We start from the raw sequence: 18958 nt of genomic DNA, 5'->3' as shown, positions 1-18958 counted from the left end.
ATTCCTTGAAGTTGATCATGGCCAGACTGTCCGCTGGCGCTGAGGGTTCAATCTCAATGAGCTTCCTGGTGATGTGCGCGGAGAAGGTCCTGAGGCTGCTGTGCCTCTTTTTTGTATTCCTTTTCGCTTGGCTTTGGAGCCTTCTTGAGCTCAATTCCATGGAAGGAGGTGCCTGCAATGGTCCATCTCCCAAGTGGGATGATTTGCCGGTCACCGCATAGCCAGATTTGTGGGCTCCGCAATAGCGCATCCCCTGCCGCTCCAAGACCGGTTTTGGCTGCCGCTCTTTTTCAGGAGTCCCCCATTAGGTCATGGCCGTCCTCCGCAATGACGAGCTCAGGCTGGTGATGCCTGTGCTGCCCAGCTCACCAGCTCTCGCCAGGCCGGGAGATTCCCCTAGATTCACGGCGTTCCGTCAGCAGTGTCGTGGAGCAGGTCTTCAGGCCCAGTGCCCGATCAGCCCGCTTCGAAAACGTCACCGGCTGGCTTTATCCCCCCAAGGAGGAGGTGCCCGTGAGCCACAGTTCCATGACCCAGGGTCTGCTGATCGCGGAGAACGCCGGCTGATTTCGGCGCCAGTTTCCTGATCAATCGGTTCCGCGCCATAGCGGACCCGGCGAACGCCCCCGCTGCTGCGCTCTTGAGCCCGGCAGCGGGGGCATCGTTCTTGGACCGCCTTTGATTCAATCGGGTCGGCGATTGAGCTGCCGCTGGATCGAGCCGATCAGTTCCTCGAGCTGGCGCCGCGCTGGCATCACATCAGGCTGGTTCCGCTGCAGGAGCACCACCCCATCGGAGAAGGCCCGCACCCCGTAGGGCTCAGACAAGGAACTCAGCCCTTCGAGGCTGTTCTCCAGGGCTTCACGATCGCTGGGGAAGGCCACTTCGTAGCGGCGCAACCAATCGAGATCGACGGCGATCCAGTCGACAGCATTGTGGCGGCCCAGGCGATCTCTGTAGATCACCCCGTTCGGGAAGCGGATCAGCACCGGCCTCTGGGCCAGGTGGGGAATCAGGGGGGTGGTGGCGGCCACGCTGGCGTCCTTTGGGATCAGCCTGAGCAGGTCCCGGGCGTTGGCCCCGTGGCTCCACTGGCGCGGCGGGGAGCTGTAGACCCAGGGATCGATGCTGTCAGGAATCAGGAACGAGAGGCTGCGATTGGGGTTGGCAAGGAGGGTGAACAGCAGGGAGAGCGTGATGCAGCCGATCCATACCCGCCGCAAGCGCCGGCGCGCGAAGGTCTGGGGATGGCGGCTCCACCACTCGATCGCCCCGGCGAACAGCCCGGGCACCACCAGCAGCGCGTAGCGGAGGTTGATCGAGAGTGGATTGTTCGATCCCTGCGCCAGCAGCAGGCCCAGCAGGGGCAGGCCCATCAGCAGCCAGCTGTCGAGGCTGATCAGTGGCACCAGCATCAGGGGCAGACCCTGGGCCAGCAGGTAGCGCAGGGTCTCCCCTGGCGGCCAGATCAGCTCCCGCAGTACCACCAACGGCTGACCGAGGGCCGTGAGCAGCACCTCCAGGCTGCTGGCCTGCTCCGCATCATTGAGGTACTGGCCGAAGTTCTCGACCATGAAGCGGCGGGAGTTGTCGTCGCTGAAGAGCGGCATCAGCACGTTGGTCACCAGCAGCACCCAGCCCAGACCCATCACGGCCAGCCCCAGAGCCAGGGGCCAGCGCTGGCGTTGACGCACAAGAATCCAGAGGCTGACCCCCACCAGCAGCACGCCGGTGTCTTCCCGAATCATCGGCACCGCCAGCGCCGCCAGCGCCACCAGCCACCAGTTGCGGCGCTGCAGTCCGTACCAGAGCAGCAGGACCGCCAGGGGCAGCTGGGCCAGGTCGGTGAAGTTCCCCAAGGTGGGGCCGATCACGGCATTGGCGCCGAAGAAGCTGCAGGCCAGGAAGGCGGCCAGCCAGGGATCCTCCAGCCGTTCCCGGGCAATTCGGTGCAGCACCAGCCCGGCGGTCGTCATCAGGCCGACCTGCACCAGCGGAAGGGCCCAGATCCCCAGCAACCCCACCAGTGGCACCCAGAGCAGCAGGGCTGGTGTGAAGTGCTGGCCAAGTCGGTGATAGCCCAGGGATGGAGGTTCCCCGGCGTGGATCACGTTGGTGGACAGCTGGGAGGAAAGGGTGCTCTCGAAGGGATGGCCGTGCAGGCCGCTCCAGATCGTCTGCAGAAAAATGCCCTGGTCGTAGGAGGCGGTGAGCACCTGCAGACGCCACCACTGCAGCATCAGCCCCGTCAGCGCAAACAGCGCCGCCGCCACCAGCACGGTTCGCTCAGCCCGGACCTGCTCAGGGGGCTTGAGGGGCAGGGTCCTTGGCTTCTCCTGCGCAGATCCAGCGTTGCCAGCTGTCGCCACCGCGAGCCTCCAGGTCACAGGTGGCATCCTGAAGCCGCAGGCGGTCAGGGTTGCCAGGCTCCAGTCTGCCGACGCCGTCGACGGGGCGCAGCAGAACCCTGAAGCGCTTCGGCCAGTGGTCGCGGGGGCTGTCGGGCAGGTTGAACAGCTCCTGCTCTGCGTACCAGCGCAGGCTCGGGCGCTGGCCCTCGTTGCCGGGCATGTGGATCGGCAGCTTGGCCGTGGGGCTGTCGCCCCCGACGCCTCGGGCCAGCTCAGCGGCTGGCAGCACCGACCAGGTTTCGTTCAGCTCCCAGTTCCAGAACGGACTCAGGAAGAACAGCAGCAGCGAGGCGCTCCAACCGAGCAGCAGCAGCGTCAGCCCCAGTCGTCGCTTGCCCTGGGCCGGCCGGCTCAGGGCGATCCCCCCCAGCAGCAGACCCACCCCCGCCGGCAGGGGCAGCCAGCGGAACGACTGCGGGAGCAGCAGTGAGGCCAGCAGCAGCAGCGCCCCCAGTGCGGCCCAGAACCAGGGCAGCCGCCCCAGCACGCCCCTCGGACGGGGACCTTCCAACAGTCTGGCCAGAATCGGCCCGCAGATCAGGCAGAAGGGTGGCCAGAGCAGGAGGCTGTACCAGGGCAGCTGGGTCTTCATCGGCAGCACCGTCAGGCTGGCCGCCAGGCTGAGGCCCAGGCTCCAGCGCCCCGCCGTTTGCCGCCGCTCTCGCCAGGCCAGAACCAGACCGATCGGCCAGAGGGGCAGCCAGGGCCACCCCCCCTCCAGCACCTCCAGCAGTGGCTCAAGTGGACTGCCGTGGTGCTCTTCCACCGTGGCGGTGAAGCGCAGCAGTCCCTGACCTCCCCACATCAGCAGGGCCTCGGAGCCCCGCTGCAGACCATGCCAGCCGTGCCAGGCCATACCCACTGACAGCCCCAGGCCCAGTCCCAGCCCCAGACGCAGCCAGGCCTGCCGATCCAGGTCGCGATCGAGCCAGCGCAACAACAGGCCCGTAGCCAGCACCGGCAACAGCACCGGAGCCTTCAGCAGCAGCAGCCCACTGCCCCCGGCTCCAGCGATCAGACCACCCACCAGCGCCGTTCTTGACCGGGGCCTGGCCAGCAGCAGGCCCAGCCAGAGGAGGGCCATGGCCGTGAGCTGGGCCCCATCGAGCATCGCCAGCCGGCCGTGGCGGGCAAGGGGCATCAGGGTCAGGGCGATGGCTGCCGACGCCACGGCGGCCAGGGGCTGGCCGGGTCGCAGGCGCAGCTGGATCGCGCCGATCAGCGGCACCAGCAGGCTTGAGACGATCGCCGGCGCCAGCCGGATCACACACTCCGGTGGCCGGGCGGTGGACTCGCCGCTGAGGGCGCGCCAGAGCTGGATCACGCCCGCGATCAGCCAGTGCAGGCCAGGAGGCTTGTTCAGATAGCTGGATCCCCAGAAGGTCGGCAGCAGGGTTTCGGGCCAGGAGGCCTGGCTGGTCTCCAGGGCCACGCGGGCCACGATGCCCTCATCCCAGTCGCGCAGGGGCAGGTTGCCCAGGCCGGCCAGGGCCAGCACCAGGGCCACGGCCCAGAGCCCGAGCAGAGCGCGGCTCACTCTCATCACTTGTCCTTGTTCAGCTGGTCGGTCACCCTGCGGGTGGCCTGGGGAACCGAACGCAAGGCCCGCTGCAGACTGAAGGGATCTGCCAGCAGGGCGCCGCTCACATCGGCGAGGGCGTTGAGCACAGGCTCCTGATGCCCACGGGCCGCCGCGGTGGCCACGGCATGGGCGCGCCAGGGATTCCAGCCGGCCAGCAGCACCACACTGCGGTACGCCGGCGGCCAGGGGTTCGCTGGCTCCAGGGTCTGCAACCTGCTGAACCACTGATCTGCCTGGAAGGGGCGGTTGCGCAGCACGGCCAGCAATGCCAGCGCCCAGAGGGCGTCCCGATCGTCTGGATCGGAGCGCAGGCGCTGCTCGGCCCAGTCGATCACCCGCCCCTGGTAGTGCCAGTGGCCATCGAGCTGGTGTTGGGGGCCGATGGCTTCGAACACAGGCGCCAGCCCGGCCGGGCCCCGCTCCAGACCAGAGGCCAGCTCAATGAACCTGCGATCGAAGCGCGTCGTGGCGGGCACGGGCTGGCGGCGGGCCCAGAGCTCAACGGGTTCGCCGTCGCTCCAGGGCCAGCGGCCCACCAGCCGGAAGCGGGAGTCCTGGCGGATCGCTCTGGCCAGCTTCCGTGAGGCTTCCCGTCGCATGCCTGCCTCGCCGGTGGTGAGCAGGACCCACTCCGCCTGATCCAGCACCAGCTCTCGCTCCCTGGGCTGCCGGCCGAGCTGTCGGGCAACGATCTGCCCCCCCCGGGCCCGTCCGAACACCGTGGCGGTGTGCTCGTTGAGCTCGGCGGCATTGGGGAGCATCACCAGGGTGCGGGGCTGATCACCCACCTGCTGGCGCATGGTGTCCATCACGTCTGGCAAGGGTGAGCGGGGTTGCCAGCGGATTTCGCCGGCCAGTGCTGTCACCGCGCTGCCCGCACTGGCCGCCAACCCCGCGGCCAGGGCAGCCCAGCTGGCGCGCCTCCAGCCCTGCCTGAGCAAGGCCTGTCCCAGCTGCCACCAGCCCCAGCTCAGCAGCAGCACCAGCAGCGGCAGTACCGGGGTGATGTAGCGGGGGTCTTTGTTGGGGCTGAGGGTGGTGAACAGCCAGCCACTGAGACCGCAGCCGATCAACCAGCGCCAGCCCCAGCCGCCCTGAGCCCGATTCGTCCCATCGGCTGGCTGCGGCTGCGGGCAGTCCCGGCGCCATGGCCAGGCGGCGTGCAGGGCCAGCAGCGTGCCCGCCAGGGCTGGCAGGCTGTTTGCCAGCCCCAGCTGCTGGGGCCAGAGCCTGGGGTACCAGAGCAGGCTGGCCAGGCTGAACGCCGGCGGGTCACCCTCCTGGGTAGCCGACTCAATCACCGCCCGGTTGGTGCCGCCGATCGTGGTGATCCAGTTGTGCTGCAGCCAGGGGAGCACCAGGGTGAGCACCAGCGCCAGGGCGGCCAGCGCCTGCCAGCGCCGCTGGGCTCGCCCCAGCCCCCGCAGCGCCACCCACAGGGCCGGGGGGAGCAGCACCAGCAAAGCGCTCTGCTTCACCAGCACGGCCGCCGCCAGCGCCAGGGCCGCGACGGCGGCCTGTTGCCAGCGTCCCCCCCTGGGGTCGGGCGCCGCCCAGCGCCCCATAAGCCAAAGCGCCAGCACGCTGGTGGCGGCGAGAGGCAGATCGAGGGTGAAATCCAGCCGCAGGCTGAGCAGGGCCGGGGTGGTGGTGGTCAGGGCGGCCGCGAGAAGGCCGAAACCCTGCGATACCAGTTGGCGGCCCCAACAGGCCACGCTCACCAGCAGCAGTCCCTGCCAGAGCGCCAGGGCCGCGCTGGACTGATCGGGGCTGTCGCCTGAGAGCGCGATCACCGAGCCATTCACCAGGCTCGCCAGCGGCGGCACCTTTGGGGAGAGATCGAGCAGACCCTGCCAGCCCGGCCAGCCTCCACCGGGAAGCAGGCCAAGGGCGCGGCCATGGTCCACGGCGCTGTTGAGGTAGTCGGCCTGATCCCAGGCAGGCAACCGCTGGTCCAGCTGCAACCAGAGCTGGTCGGCCAGGCTGCCAGCCAGCCAGATGGCCGCCAGGGCCAGCCACCACAGCCAGGGGCGTTGGGACCGGGTGTTCAGGGCCTTGGCGGCGGTTCAGGCCAGTCTGGACCAGTTGCCGTCCCCGCAGCCGTTGTGCTTTCTGTCACACCTGCACGGGCAGCCTGCTGGGCTGGGGGCGATTCTTCATGGCAGGCGCATTGCGCCAACTTGTGTGAGGACCCCATGAAATTCTTCCGGCAATTGCTGCTGGCACCTGTCGCCCTCGGACTGATGGCCCCCGTGGCCGCCACCGCCGGCGAAATGAACCTGGACGGCATCAACCAATACGCCGCCTCCGAGGACCAGGTCACCAGCATCACCCAGTTTTCCGATGTGCAGCCCACCGAGTGGGCCTACCAGGCGCTTTCGAACCTGATCGAGCGTTACGGCTGCGTCGCTGGCTATCCCGATGGCACCTTCCGCGGCAAGAAGCCGCTGAGCCGCTGGGAAGCCGCCGCTCTGCTCAACGCCTGCCTCGACCGGATCACCGAGGTGACCGATGAGCTGCGCCGCCTGCTCAAGGAGTTCGAGAAGGAACTCGCGATCCTGCGCGGCCGCGTCGACAACCTCGAGGCCAAGGTGGGTGAGCTGGAGGCCAACCAGTTCTCCACCACCACCAAGCTGCGTGGTGTGGCCACCTTCACCATCGGCGCCAACAGCTACAGCGGTGATGCCCGCGCCACCCTCGGCGAATCCATCCTGAGCGGCGACAAAGTGGCCCCCGGCCAGAAGTTCGCTGACGCCGCCGCTGCCCAGCAGGGCGCGACCGCGTTCAACTACAACCTCGATCTCTTCCTCGACACCAGCTTCACCGGCAAGGATTTGCTGCGCACCCGTCTCCGGGCCGGCAACTTCGGCTCCAGCCCCTGGGGTGCAGCCAACCCCGACAACCTGGTGGGCCTGAACGCCTTCGAGATTGCCTTTGAAGGTCCCAGTGGCGCCGATTCCGTCGAAGTCAACCGCCTCTTCTACCAGTTCCCCCTGGGCAGCAGCTTCACCGCCACGGTGGGTGCCAAGGTCCGTCAGGACGACATGCTGGCCTTCTGGCCCAGCGTGTACCCCGCTGACACCGTCCTCGACATCTTCACTTACGGCGGCGCTCCCGGCGCCTACCCCCTGACCCTCGGCTCCGGTGGTGGTCTGTGGTGGAAGAGCGGGGGCTTCAGCATCAGTGCCAACTACGTGGCCGTCAACGGCAACGTGGGTAACCCCAACATCGGTGGCATCGGCACTGACGGTTCCGCCCAGACCGGCACCGCCCAGATCGCCTGGAACAACGAGAACTTCGGTATCGCCGCCGCCTACACCTACACCACCCCCCAGGGTGGTCTGGCTGGCCTCTACGGCGGTAACGGCACCCCCCTGGCCAACCTCGGGTATGCCCTCTCCGACAGCGTCAACTCCGTTGGCATCAGCGGTTACTGGCAGCCCTCCAACTCCGGTTGGCTCCCCTCGATCAGCACCGGCTGGGGTCTCAACGCCCACAGCTCCGATACCTTCGATCAGATCGACGGTGCCCAGACCCAGTCCTGGTACGTGGGTCTGCAGTGGTCCGACGTCTTCATCAAGGGCAATTCCTTCGGTATGGCCGTGGGTCAGCCCACCTTCTTCACCAAGTCGGGTGACGACGACGTCATCGAGGCCAACGACGGCAACTATGCCTGGGAGTGGTGGTACAAGTTCCAGGTGACCGACAACATCTCGATCACCCCTGCGATCTTCTACCTCAGCGTCCCCCAAGGCCAGTTCCAGAAAGCCGACGGCGACACCTTCGACAACTTCGGTGGCCTAGTCAAGACCACCTTCAGGTTCTGATCCATCCTGATCAGTTGATCAGCCTTTGCTGAATCTTTTTCCAGCCAGATCAACTCCTCACACACCTTGATCTGGCTGGCTTCCTGGCACTGAGCTGAGCGGATTCACAGCAATTCTTTCTTTCAGCCGTGGTTTACGCCACGGCTTTTTGATGAGCTTTCTTGGAGGGCTGCGGTGTTGTGGCCGATGCAGCAGGGCTTGAGATCCCCTGCGGGGCAGGGGCTTGAACATTGGTATGTGACCGTCGACACTTGGTCATGTGTTCGTGAGCGGCAGCCCTAATCTGCCTTTTCGATAAAATATAAATGCGTCCTTTTGGACCATCCCTCAATTGGTGTGAGGTTCCAATGAAATTATTCCAGCGTCTGCTGCTGGCACCGGTCGCCCTTGGGCTGGTGGCTCCCATGGCCGCTTCGGCTGGGGAGCTTGATCTGGACGGCATGAAAAAGTATGCCGGCAAGAAATATCAGGTGACCAGCATCACCCAGTTCTCTGATGTTCAGCCCACCGAGTGGGCCTATCAGGCACTCTCGAACCTAATCGAGCGCTATGGCTGCGTCGCCGGTTATCCCGACGGCACCTTCCGCGGCAAGCAACCCCTGAGCCGCTGGGAAGCCGCTGCTCTGCTGAATGCCTGCCTTGATCGGATCACCGAAGTGACCGACGAGCTGCGCCGCCTGCTCAAGGAATTTGAGAAGGAACTCGCCATCCTGCGCGGCCGCGTCGACAATCTCGAGGCCAAGGTTGGTGAATTGGAGGCAACCCAGTTCTCCACCACCACAAAACTTCAGGGTCAGGCCACCTTTGTGATCGGCGCTGTCACTGCCAGTGGTGATCGCCCGGGTGCCGGCGTATTCGGGTCGTCCCCCACTTTCGGCAGCCGTGATGCAGCCGAAAAATACAATGCTCAGTTCGGAGCAACCACCTTCAGCTATGACCTGCGGCTGAATCTGCTCACCAGCTTCACCGGTAAGGATCTTCTCTACACCCGTCTGCGCTCGGGGAACTTCGACAACGCCTTTAACGGCAACGGGGTTAACCTCACAGCCCTGGATGTGGCCAGCAACGGCATCGGTGGCACCGACTCGATCGGGATTGATCGTCTCTACTACCGCTTCCCGGTCGGCCGCGATTTCACATTCATTGTTGGCCCTAAGGCCCGGAACACTGAATCGCTTGCTGTCACCCCTTCGGTCTACGGAAGCGGCAAGGGCGACCGCATCCTTGACCTGTTCAGCCTGCATGGTGCCCCTGGCGTTTACAACAAGGCCACTGGTTCCATGTTGGCCGGTATCTGGAAGCAGAACGTCAAGAAGGGCCAGGGTGGTTTCAGCTTCGGTGCCAACTACGTGGCCCAGCAGGGATTTGCAGGCCAGGCTTTTGATGGAGACGACAATTCCTGCTCCAGCAGCGAGGGTGGCATCGGCACCGACTGTGCCCGAGGCAACTTCCTGGCCCAGCTGAACTACACGGCTCCTCAGTGGAACGTGTCGCTGGCCTATCGTTATGGCCAGCAGGCCACCAATTTCCGGCGGGGCACGAACTTCGTAGCCAGTAATAGCTGGTTCCTGACCACTGGTGATTCGAACAGTGTGGCGGCCAACGCCTACTGGCAGCCCAAAGAAAGTGGCTGGTTGCCCTCGATCAGCCTGGGCTGGGGTCTGAATAGCCTCTCTGGCAACGAGAACAATGCCCTGGGTGTTGAATTCGTTGATCCCTATGTGACCGAGAGCCAGAGCTGGTTCGTCGGCCTGCAGTGGAATGATCTGTTCGGCAAGGGCAATGCCGCCGGTATGGCGGTCGGTCAGCCTGTCTTCGCCACCGCCCTTTCCCGTGGTAGCAGCGACACAGGTAATACCACCCCGGCCGACGGCAACTACGTCTGGGAGTGGTGGTACAAGTTCCAGGTCACCGACAACATTGCCGTGACCCCGGCGATCTTCTACCTGAGCCGTCCCCTGGGACAGCTCACCGGCGACGACAACAGCTTCAGCAACTTCGGCGGCCTCGTCCAGACCACCTTCAAGTTCTGAGCCTGCTGCCCGAGTCCACAACCTCACACACCATGGCCCCCGTCAGGGGGCTTTTTCATGGCTGGAGCCCTTGTCATGATGGGCTCAGCTCCCAGCAATCCCCTTGAAGGCAGCCCTGGCCAGCAGCGATTTCTATGCCGTCCTGGGCGTTCCAGCCACGGCTGAGGCAGATGAAATCAAGGCGGCGTACCGCGCCCTGGTCAAACGGCACCATCCCGATGCCGGTGGGGATGACACCGCGATCCTGGCCATCAATGCCGCCTGGGCGGTTCTGGGAGATGGCGACCGGCGTCGCACCTACGACCTCAGCCGGCAACCATCAGCCCGGAGCGGGCGGCCTGGATCCAGAGTCGCCACCCCAGCCCATCGCGGCCTTGATCGCGATGGGGCCCTGCTGGGCTGGTTACAGCAGGTCTATGGGCCGATCGATCGTCTGCTCGCCCAGGTGATCAACCCCTTCCCCGGCCAGTTGCGTGCCCTGGCCGCCGATCCTTACGACGACAGCCTGATGGGGGCGTTCTGCGCCTATCTGGAGCAGAGCAAGAGCCGCATGGACAAGGTGGAGGCGCTCTACCGTTCCGTCCCTTGCCCGAGCGAGGCCCGGGGTTTTGGCCTCAGCCTCTATCACTGCCTCAGCCAGGTTCAGGACGCCCTGCTGGAGCTGGAGCGCTACACCCTGGGCTACGTCGACAGCTACTTGCACGATGGCCGCGAGATGTTGCGGGAGGCCAAGCAACGGCGCAGCCGCCTCAAGGAAGAGCGCCGAAGCCTCGATCTCTGAACAGGATCCAGAGATGGGTGGATCATCCTTCAACAGGCCTCGAGCTGATCGAGCCTCAGCCACACGTCCGGCACCGGCAGGCGCCACCGCAACTGGGCGAAGTCGCCGTTGAGAGCCAGCACTTCGCCTGGACCTTCAAACAGATAGTCGGGGGGAGTGGGATCGCTGGCAGCCGCTTCAAGACTGCCCTGATAGGCGCTCCTGCTGACCTTCACCAGGGAGCCTTTCTTGATGGTAACGGCCTTGGGGGCGATGGCATCTGTTGGGGTCTCGGCCATTGACAGTAAGCACTCCGCTTCGTATCACGCTAGGCCCTGCTCGGCGGCCTGGGGAGCCTCTTAGCCTCGGCAGCAGTGTGTGCTGCCTGGGCCCGTGAGACTGCTGCTGCTGGGATGTACGGGGTTCGTGGGGCGCGAGCTGGTGCCCCACCTGCTCGCTCGGGGGCACCAGCTGGTGGTGGTGAGCCGTCAGTTGGTGCCCCTGGTGGGGCTGGAGCACCCTGAACTGCGGCGAATCCAGGCGGATCCGGCCCTGGCGGCCTCCTGGCAGGAGCCGGCTTTGATCGCTGCCGTGGCTGAGGCGGACGGGGTGGTGAATCTGGCCGGGGAGCCGATCGCGGAGAAGCGCTGGAGTGACGAGCAGCGGCGCAGGTTGATCGACAGTCGCCTGGGAAGCACCACCCATCTGGTGGAGGCTCTCAGGACCCATCCCCGGCCGAACAGGGTGCTGGTGAGCGGCTCCGCCGTGGGCTACTACGGCAGCAGCGAGGACGCCCGCTTCAGCGAATCGAGCCCTGCGGCGCCGGATCTGCTTGGTCAGCTCTGCCGCGACTGGGAAGCGGCTGCCGATCAGGCTCCCTCCGACTGCCGGTTGGTGAAGCTGCGGATCGGCATCGTGCTCGGCCCCGATGGTGGTGCCCTCGGCAAAATGTTGCCGGTGTTCCGCTCTGGTCTGGGCGGCCCGATTGGCTCCGGACGGCAGTGGATGAGCTGGATTCATCGCACCGACCTCTGCGCGCTGATCGCCAGCGCCCTGGAGACCCCGGATTACCAGGGCGTGTACAACGCCGTGGCTCCCCAGCCGGTGCGCATGGGGCGATTCGCGGCGGCCCTTGGCAGGGTGCTAAAGCGTCCCAGCCTGTTGCCGGTTCCCGCGCCAGTGCTGCAGTTGATGCTCGGGGACGGTGCCTCGGTGGTTCTGGAAGGCCAGCAGGTGGTCTCCGAGCGGCTGGAACTCCAGGGCTTCACTTTTCGCTACCCCGATCTCGACTCAGCCCTTGCCGCTGCCACCAGCCCAGCAGCCCACTGACCAGGGCGGCCGCCATAAGAAGGCCGATCGCCGGGGTGAACAGAGGATCCCAGAGCCTCTGAAGCAGCTGGAGCGGTGCCTCTACATGCTGGCTGTGCAGAGTCACCGCCAGGGCAAACCAGATCGCCCCCGCGATCACCAGGAACACATCGATCACCAGCACGGTGTCGATCCAGCGCTTCAGCCGCGGCGCAAGGGCTTCAGCGCTGGCGGCATCACTGGAGCGGGGCTGAGGGTTCATTGAGGACCTGCAGGATCTGCCCAGCCATCCTGGCGGCCCCGCCGGGACCACCGATGCGCTCCAGGCCGTTGCGTCGGCAGCGCTCGCCCAGATCGGTGTGCTGCAGCTGGTGCAGCACTTCGCCCACCAGCGCGGCGGTGCCGCCAAGGCTGCGCTCCGAGCCCGGCTCCCCCTCGGCACTGAACAGCGAGGGCCCCAGCAGGCGTCGTTGGGCCTCGGCGAAATTGGGGCTGAACTGGGGCCCGCCCCCCGCCAGCTGAACCACGGGTTTGCCCAGGCCCACGGCCTGTTCCGTGGCCGTGCCGGTCATCGCCAGCAGCAGATCGGCCTGCTGCACCACCGCCTGGAATTCCCCCCAGTGCAGCCTCAGCTCCAGCTCCCCGTGGCACAGGCGCCCAGATGGATCCAGCTGCCAGCCAAGGGGGCGGCTGAGCCTGGCCACTGTGGCTTTGTCGATGGCCCCCACCAGGGCGGCGTTCAGCTGGAGGCCGCCGCTGGCCTGCAGGGCGGCAGGCAAGCGGGTGAGCACCTGCAGCATCAACTCGAAGTTGCGCAGGGCCTCTGGCAGGCGGCTGCCAGGCAGCAGCCCCAGCCGGGGGCTGGGCGCCCCGACCCCTGGTCCGTCGAGGGGAGGTGCGCTCTCCAGGACCCTGTCGAGGAAGGGGTTACCGAGAAAGTCCACAGGCCGCCCGAGCTGGTGGCTCAGGTCTGTGGCGGTGAACGCATCCCGGCTGAATACCCTGCGGAAGCGGCGGCTGCGCAGGCAGCTTCCGCAGGGCCAGGGCAGGCGCAGGCGGCCTTCGTAGTGGCTGGAGTAGGCCACCAGGTAGGTGACCACCGGCCGGCGGCTGCACCAGGCGGCCAGTACGGGGATCACATCTCCGACCACCACCACCGCGGCGCAGTGCCGGGCTTCTCGGAAAAACAGCACCAGCTGGCTGAGCAGGTAGGTGAGCTGGCCCTGCACCAGTTCAGTCAGGCGTCCGCCGAGGCTGGTGTAGCCCAGTCCGCCGGTGCTGAATTCGCGGGTGTGCCCGAGCACGGGCAATCCAGCCTGGCGGTAGGCGCCGCCATGACCCACCAACGGCAGGGCCACCACCTCCAGCCCCAGTTTCTGGAGCTCCTGTCCGATCAGGCTGCCGCTGAGGTCTTCCCCATGGCCATTGCTGAGCAGCAGCAGGCGCCGGGGGGGATCGCCCATCGTGGGGGCTCGAGGGATCAACCCTGCAGCCAGGCCTTGACCTTCTCCAGAGCACCCCAGCCTGGGCGCCGCCTGAGCCCATCTGCTATCGCCTCGTTCAGTTCGCTGGCCAGCTCCGGTGATACGGCGGTGATGCGCAGCACCAGATCAATGTGCTCCCGCACTCCTTTGGCGCCCGACTCGAGCATGGCCAGACAGAGGTTCACCCGCGACTGGGGGTCCTGGGGGTTCAGCTTTACCGCCATCCGGGCTGAGCGCAGCGCTGCTTCGGATTGGTCCTCGAGCAGCTGCAGCCAGGCAAGGCAGGTCCAGGCTGCCGCTAGGCGGGGAGCCTGGGACGTGATCGTCAGGAAGTCGTCGATGACGTCAGCGGCTGCAGCTCCCTGCTGGTAGCGGCCAATGGCCTGATCGAACAGGGCTTCGGCGGACTTGGTGGTGGCCGTCATCGGCTGCGGCTGCGGGTGACCCAGATTCCCACGCTGAAGGTCCGCATCTGCGGCGGTTCAGACGGCGAAGGAGCTGCCGCAGCCGCAGGTCTGGCTGGCATTGGGGTTGGTGAAATTGAAGCCACCACCGATCAGAGCAGAGCTGAAATCCAACTGCATGCCGTAGATGTAGAGCAAGCTCTTGGGATCGCTCACCACCCGGAAGCTGGGGGCGCCATCAGGCTCATAGACGTAATGCTCGTCATCGTCGCGAATCGCGGCGCTGTCGATGAAATCCATGGTGTAGCTCATGCCGCTGCAGCCGCCGGAGCGCACTCCCACCCTCAGGAGCTTGTCGTTGCCCTGCTGCTGCATCAGGGCGGCCAGCTGCTTCATGGCCGGCTCGGTGATGCGGATGCCCTTGCCGTCCTTTCCGGTGTGAGTTGCCACAGGTGCCGCCGCGGCCTCCTGGGTCGGGGCGGGAGCATCGGTTGTGGGGCTGCTCATGGGCGAGGCCTGCGGCAGGTGGAACGGGTTGTCAGGTCAGTCTATGGAGCAATCTCGAGCTCTGGCGTCCCGCCGTCGCCGTGGACGGCTCCATAGAGTCGGCTCACCTGAAGGAGTCAAGGGTGCGCGTCGCCATCGTGGGAGCTGGTCTGGCCGGTCTGGCAGCCGCGGTCGATCTCTGTGATGCCGGCCACCAGGTTGACCTCTATGAATCCCGCCCGTTCGTGGGTGGCAAGGTGGGCAGCTGGGTCGATGCGGACGGCAACCACATCGAGATGGGCCTGCATGTCTTCTTCTTCAATTACGCCAACCTTTTCGCCCTGATGCGGAAGGTGGGGGCCTTCGGCAACCTTCTGCCCAAGCAGCACACCCACCTGTTCGTGAACAAGGGCGGCGATCTGCGTGAACTGGATTTCCGCTTCCCGATCGGAGCCCCTTTCAACGGGCTCAAGGCCTTCTTCACCACCCCGCAGCTTGACTGGATCGACAAGCTGCGCAATGCCCTGGCCCTGGGCACCAGCCCGATCGTGCGTGGCCTGGTGGACTACCAGGGGGCGATGGGAGTGATCCGGTCCCTCGACCGGATCAGCTTCCGCGACTGGTTCCTCGGCCATGGAGGCAGCGCCCGCAGTGTGGAGCGGATGTGGGATCCGATTGCCTATGCCCTGGGCTTCATCGACTGCGAGGCCATCTCGGCCCGCTGCATGCTCACCATCTTCATGATGTTCGCCTCCAAGACCGAGGCGTCCAAGCTGAATCTGCTCAAGGGCTCGCCGCATCGTTGGTTGCACCAGCCCATCCTCGATTACATCGAAGCCCGCGGGGCAAGGCTGCATCTCCGCCACCGGGTCAGTGAGGTCTGCTTCGACGAGGGGGCGGGGCCGGAGGCGGCGCCCCAGGTCACGGCCCTGCGCCTGGGTACCCCCGATGGGGAGATCAGTGTCGAGGCCGACGCTTACCTGGCAGCCTGCGACGTGCCTGGCATCCAGCGGCTGCTGCCGCCCTCCTGGCGCCGCTTTGCCCAGTTTGAGAACATCTACCGGCTGGAGGCGGTGCCGGTGGCCACAGTGCAATTGCGCTACGACGGCTGGGTCACCGAGCTCGGGGAGGGCGAAGCCCATGCCGCTGCCCGCCGTGATCTCAGCCGTGCGAGCGGACTGGACAACCTGCTGTACACCGCCGACGCCGATTTCAGTTGCTTCGCCGACCTGGCTCTCGCCAGCCCTGCCGACTACCGGCGCGAGGGGGAGGGGTCCCTTTTGCAGTGTGTGCTCACCCCCGGTGACCCCTGGATTCCTCGCCGAAACGACGAGATCGCCGCTTTGGTGGACGCCCAGGTGCGTGAGCTGTTCCCCTCGGCCCGCGGCCTCAACCTGATCTGGAGCAACGTGGTCAAACTGGCTCAGTCGTTGTACCGCGAGGCCCCTGGCATGGAACCCTTCCGCCCGCAGCAGCGCACGCCGGTTGACAATTTCTTTCTGGCTGGCAGTTACACCCGTCAGGACTACATCGATTCGATGGAGGGGGCCACGATGAGTGGGCGTTTAGCGGCAGCCGCCATCCTCGATCAGCCGGTGCGGCTTGCCTCCCTGGCGGCCGTCGCCTGATCACCATGGGACGTTGGCTTGAGCACAGTGTGACCACGGAGATCAAGGCTCCGGTGGATCGGGTCTGGGAAGTCTGGAGCGATCTGGAGGCAATGCCGCGCTGGATGCGCTGGATCGAGTCAGTGGTCACCCTTGATGATCCCGATCTCACCGACTGGACCCTGGCGGCCCAGGGATTTCGCTTCCACTGGAAGGCCCGTATCTCCCACCGGATCGAAGCCCAGCAATTGCACTGGGAGTCGGTGGGGGGTCTGCCTACCAAGGGGGCCGTGCGGTTCTACCCCCAGTCCGAGAGGCTGACGATTGTCCGGCTGACCGTCAGCTACGAGCTGCCGGGAATCCTTGCGCCGCTGATGGAACCGACCATCCTTGGAGGAATCGTCACCCGGGAACTCCAGGCCAACCTGGATCGCTTCCGGGACCTTGTGGAGCAGGAGCATGGCCAGAGCTGAGCGGCATCAACCCGGCATGAACCAGGGGCGAATCGTGACGGGCCTCGCCTTGCTGCCGCTCCTGCTCGCGGCTGGCCTGTCGGGCTGTGGAGGCACACCACCCCCTCCCGATCTTGGTGCGGTGGCCCCTCCGCCCCCCGCTGCACCCGGGGCAGCCCCCACCACACCCAACAAACCCGCACCGGCGTCAGCCGCCATTGCCAAAGCAGGCTTCACCCCCCTGCCCACGGTCCAGCAGGTTGAGGCTGCGATGCCCCAGGGCCGGCTCGACCCCTTCGCGCCACTGGCGGTCACCAGGGTCACCAGGGACGCCGGTAAACCCCGGGCCATCGTGGTCCAACCTCCCCTCACCCTCCCCGATGGTTTCCGTTTCCAGGGCGTGATCAGCAGCGGCGGCCGCCCCATGGCTCTCGTCCAGTTCGGCGGTCAGAGCGGTTCCCTGGCCGTTGGTGATGCAGGCGGCCGCACCACAGACCTCCTGCCCGAGGCCTGGGGTGTGGCCTCGATTGATGTGCTGCGCGGCCGCCTGACCCTTGTGAGCCGTCAGGGCCAGGCCAAGGGCCAGGTGGTGATCGCCGAGCTCTAGGGACCTCCAAGGGCGCGGTCGCAGGCCGCCATCAGCCCGTCCAGGTCATGGGGGTCGGCTTCGGCGTCCACCCGTCCAAGCAGCTCCAGGCAAGCGTTGCTGGTCTGGGGACCGATCGACACCAGGGCCACGGTGTCCAGCCGTTCGCGCCAGCCCTCCTTCAGATCCTGCTGCAGCAGCTGAACGGTGTGGCGCACGGTCTTGCCGCTGGTGAAGGTGATGGCGTCCACCTGGCCCTGGCGCAGGGCAGCGGCGGTGGCCAGGGGTAGATGGGGCGGACAGCGGGACTCATAGGCGGCGGCCTCCACCACCCGCGTGCCTGCTTCGGCGAAGGCTTCCGCCAGCAGGGTGCGGCCACCGCTCTGGACCCTGGGCAGGAGCAGGCGCTGCCCCCAGCCGGAGACAGGGAAATGTTCGATCAGGCTGTCGGCCACAAAGCTGGGAGGCACGAAATCGGCGGGGGCGCCCAGCTGCTCCAGTCGGGCTGCGGTCTTGCGGCCGACCGCCGCGATCTTGAGGCCGCGGGGGCGATCACTGAGGTTGCGCCCGATCCGCTGCAGCCGCTGTTCCACAGCCTCCACCCCATTGACGCTGGAGAACACCAGCCAGTGAAAGCTCTCCAGCTCTTCGAGCGCATCATCAAGGGGCCCCCATTCATCGGGAGGGCCGATCACCAGAGCGGGAAGGTCCAGCACCCTGGCGCCGGCCCGCTCGAACATCGCGCGAGCTTCGCCCAGCTGCTGCTCGGCCCGCGTCACCGCCACCACCCGACCTGAAAGCATGTCCACCTCCTCCATCAGTCGTCCAGTCTCACCATCGCCCCCGCCTGCCGCTGCAATTGCTCGGCGGCGCTGGTCTGGCCCTGCTGCCGCAGCTGGGCAATGGCCTGGCGAAAACTGGCGCGGGCAGCGCTGATGTCGCCCGCCAGCAGCTGGGCCACCGCCCGGTTCTGGTGGGTTTCGGCGTGCTCGGGGGCCAGGCTCACGGCGATGTCGTAGGCCTTGAGGGAGCCGCGAATGTCGCCGAGGCGGCGGCGGATCAGGCCGAGGTTGTACCAGCCCAGAGCCAGCTCGGGTGCCCCGCGCGTGACGGCTTCCGCCAGCTGGGCAGCCTCTTCCGTGGCGCCGTCCTGCAGCTGCAGGGCCGCCAGGTTCAGCCGTGCCGCGACCTGCAGCCGTGGATCGAGCGGCAGCTCCAGGGCCTCCCGGTACAGGGCCGCGGCCCTGGCGGGATGGCGGCTGGCCTCGGCCATCGCCAGGTGCAGCAGCAGTTCAAAGCGTTCGGGGTGGGCTCCGGGGGGGCAGCCAGCCAGCCCGGCCCTGAGCAGGGCAATCCCACGCTTCACCCGCCCCTCGCTGATCTCCAGGCCACCGAGTTTGGCGCTGGCGTAGGCATTCCCGGGGTACTCCCGCAGCTCCTGCTCCATGGCCCGTCGCAATTGCCGCGCCTTGCGCCCATCGGCAAGCCGTTCCGGTCGGTATCCCTCATGGAGGATCGCCGGCTGGGGGCAGTCCACCACTTTCCAGCGGGGCTCCTTTGCGAGCAGCTCGGCCACGCTGTCATCCACCATCGCGTGATATGGGCGGCTCCAGCGGATCTGGGGGTGACGCTGGAACAGACGACTGACGCTGGAGTAAGGCGATTGCAGCGCGCCCACTTCCTGGCGCAGCAGGTTGATCAGCAGCGTGTCGGGATCGGCCATCAACGCGCGCAATGGTTCACGGGCCTCCTCCAGCAGCTGCTCATCGGCATCAAGCACCAGCACCCAGGTACCCCGGACCCACTCCAGGGCCAGGTTGCGGGCGGGGGCGAAGTCCCCGGGCCAGACGATGCGCTCCACCCGGGCGCCATGGAGTTCAGCCACCGCCACCGTGTCGTCGCTGGAGCCGGTGTCCACCACCACCAGCTCATCGGCGAACCCCGCCACCGACTCCAGGCAGCGGCCGAGGCGCTCGGCCTCGTTGCGCACGATCATCGACAGGCTGAGCACGGCGGCG

General features: G+C 66.5%; 19 protein-coding genes. 9 read left to right on the top strand and 10 right to left on the bottom strand.

Annotation, left to right across the window (positions count from 1 at the left end):
- A partial coding sequence (locus KBY93_RS11860) for a hypothetical protein (protein ID WP_255094621.1) occupies positions 1-221 on the top strand: 221 nt, incomplete at its 5' end.
- 205 nt (positions 222-426) lie between these two features.
- Positions 427-567 (top strand): hypothetical protein, encoded by a 141-nt coding sequence (locus KBY93_RS11855; protein ID WP_158218592.1) that lies wholly within the window; start codon positions 427-429, stop codon positions 565-567.
- 116 nt (positions 568-683) lie between these two features.
- Here the strand turns inward: KBY93_RS11855 and KBY93_RS11850 are convergent, their stop codons facing one another.
- Genes KBY93_RS11850 through KBY93_RS11840 form a run of 3 tightly spaced genes read right to left on the bottom strand, consistent with a single transcriptional unit; the run spans position 684 to position 5957 of the window.
- Complete coding sequence (locus KBY93_RS11850; RefSeq protein WP_315856409.1) at positions 684-2387, bottom strand: DUF2079 domain-containing protein; 1704 nt, start codon at positions 2385-2387, stop codon at positions 684-686.
- The gene (locus tag KBY93_RS11845; RefSeq protein ID WP_255094620.1) at positions 2302-3954 is read right to left on the bottom strand and encodes a glycosyltransferase family 39 protein; all 1653 of its coding nucleotides are present in this window, start codon (positions 3952-3954) and stop codon (positions 2302-2304) included. The genes KBY93_RS11850 and KBY93_RS11845 overlap by 86 nt, the downstream gene beginning before the upstream one ends.
- Complete coding sequence (locus tag KBY93_RS11840) at positions 3954-5957, bottom strand: glycosyltransferase family 39 protein (protein WP_399223092.1); 2004 nt, start codon at positions 5955-5957, stop codon at positions 3954-3956. Before KBY93_RS11840 ends, KBY93_RS11845 begins: the two co-directional genes overlap by 1 nt.
- 231 nt (positions 5958-6188) lie before the next feature.
- Here KBY93_RS11840 and KBY93_RS11835 point away from each other — a divergent pair, with 231 nt between their 5' ends.
- The 3 genes from KBY93_RS11835 (at position 6189) to KBY93_RS11825 (ending at position 10634) form a co-directional block, all read left to right on the top strand.
- Positions 6189-7820 carry an iron uptake porin gene (locus tag KBY93_RS11835; protein ID WP_255094619.1) on the top strand — a complete coding sequence of 544 codons (1632 nt, stop codon included), beginning with the start codon at positions 6189-6191 and terminating at the stop codon, positions 7818-7820.
- A gap of 347 nt (positions 7821-8167) precedes the next feature.
- The gene (locus KBY93_RS11830) at positions 8168-9853 is read left to right on the top strand and encodes an iron uptake porin (protein WP_255094618.1); all 1686 of its coding nucleotides are present in this window, start codon (positions 8168-8170) and stop codon (positions 9851-9853) included.
- A gap of 103 nt (positions 9854-9956) precedes the next feature.
- A complete protein-coding gene (locus KBY93_RS11825; protein ID WP_255094617.1) occupies positions 9957-10634 on the top strand; it encodes a J domain-containing protein in 678 nt (225 codons plus the stop codon).
- A 29-nt stretch (positions 10635-10663) separates the two neighbouring features.
- Here KBY93_RS11825 and ndhO read toward each other — a convergent pair whose 3' ends face one another.
- Entirely contained in the window at positions 10664-10912 is a 249-nt protein-coding gene (gene ndhO / locus KBY93_RS11820; protein WP_255094616.1) for an NAD(P)H-quinone oxidoreductase subunit O, read from the bottom strand.
- A gap of 94 nt (positions 10913-11006) precedes the next feature.
- On the opposite strand from ndhO, the gene KBY93_RS11815 reads away from it, so the two are divergent.
- Positions 11007-11942 carry a TIGR01777 family oxidoreductase gene (locus KBY93_RS11815; protein WP_255094615.1) on the top strand — a complete coding sequence of 312 codons (936 nt, stop codon included), beginning with the start codon at positions 11007-11009 and terminating at the stop codon, positions 11940-11942.
- On the opposite strand, the gene KBY93_RS11810 is transcribed toward KBY93_RS11815, so the two are convergent.
- Genes KBY93_RS11810 through KBY93_RS11795 form a run of 4 tightly spaced genes read right to left on the bottom strand, consistent with a single transcriptional unit; the run spans position 11878 to position 14316 of the window.
- On the bottom strand, positions 11878-12183 hold the full coding sequence (locus tag KBY93_RS11810) for a hypothetical protein (RefSeq protein WP_255094614.1): 306 nt from the start codon (positions 12181-12183) through the stop codon (positions 11878-11880). The genes KBY93_RS11815 and KBY93_RS11810 overlap by 65 nt on opposite strands.
- On the bottom strand, positions 12158-13384 hold the full coding sequence (locus KBY93_RS11805) for a lipid-A-disaccharide synthase-related protein (RefSeq protein ID WP_255094613.1): 1227 nt from the start codon (positions 13382-13384) through the stop codon (positions 12158-12160). The genes KBY93_RS11810 and KBY93_RS11805 overlap by 26 nt, the downstream gene beginning before the upstream one ends.
- Before the next feature lie 17 nt (positions 13385-13401).
- Positions 13402-13830 (bottom strand): hypothetical protein, encoded by a 429-nt coding sequence (locus tag KBY93_RS11800; RefSeq protein WP_094556463.1) that lies wholly within the window; start codon positions 13828-13830, stop codon positions 13402-13404.
- A gap of 57 nt (positions 13831-13887) precedes the next feature.
- Positions 13888-14316, bottom strand: a complete 429-nt coding sequence (locus KBY93_RS11795) for an iron-sulfur cluster assembly accessory protein (RefSeq protein WP_255094612.1) — start codon at positions 14314-14316, stop codon at positions 13888-13890.
- 122 nt (positions 14317-14438) lie between these two features.
- On the opposite strand from KBY93_RS11795, the gene zds reads away from it, so the two are divergent.
- Genes zds through KBY93_RS11780 form a run of 3 tightly spaced genes read left to right on the top strand, consistent with a single transcriptional unit; the run spans position 14439 to position 16961 of the window.
- Positions 14439-15923 (top strand): 9,9'-di-cis-zeta-carotene desaturase, encoded by a 1485-nt coding sequence (gene zds / locus KBY93_RS11790; protein ID WP_255094626.1) that lies wholly within the window; start codon positions 14439-14441, stop codon positions 15921-15923.
- A gap of 5 nt (positions 15924-15928) precedes the next feature.
- The gene (locus tag KBY93_RS11785) at positions 15929-16375 is read left to right on the top strand and encodes an SRPBCC family protein (RefSeq protein ID WP_255094610.1); all 447 of its coding nucleotides are present in this window, start codon (positions 15929-15931) and stop codon (positions 16373-16375) included.
- Positions 16362-16961: a hypothetical protein gene (locus KBY93_RS11780; RefSeq protein WP_255094608.1), complete on the top strand. Its 600-nt coding sequence runs from the start codon at positions 16362-16364 to the stop codon at positions 16959-16961. The genes KBY93_RS11785 and KBY93_RS11780 overlap by 14 nt, the downstream gene beginning before the upstream one ends.
- On the opposite strand, the gene KBY93_RS11775 is transcribed toward KBY93_RS11780, so the two are convergent.
- Positions 16958-17758, bottom strand: coding sequence for a uroporphyrinogen-III synthase (locus tag KBY93_RS11775; RefSeq protein ID WP_255094607.1), 801 nt, complete (start codon positions 17756-17758; stop codon positions 16958-16960). The genes KBY93_RS11780 and KBY93_RS11775 overlap by 4 nt on opposite strands.
- Positions 17758-18951, bottom strand: coding sequence for a glycosyltransferase family 2 protein (locus tag KBY93_RS11770; protein ID WP_255094624.1), 1194 nt, complete (start codon positions 18949-18951; stop codon positions 17758-17760). The genes KBY93_RS11775 and KBY93_RS11770 overlap by 1 nt, the downstream gene beginning before the upstream one ends.
- Between the last annotated feature and the right edge of the window lie 7 nt (positions 18952-18958).

The sequence above is a fragment of the Synechococcus sp. J7-Johnson genome, assembly GCF_024345795.1.
Classification (GTDB): Bacteria; Cyanobacteriota; Cyanobacteriia; order PCC-6307; family Cyanobiaceae; genus Regnicoccus_A.
Note: the sequence above shows the minus strand (reverse complement) of the source record. Positions and strands in the feature narration are given on the sequence as shown.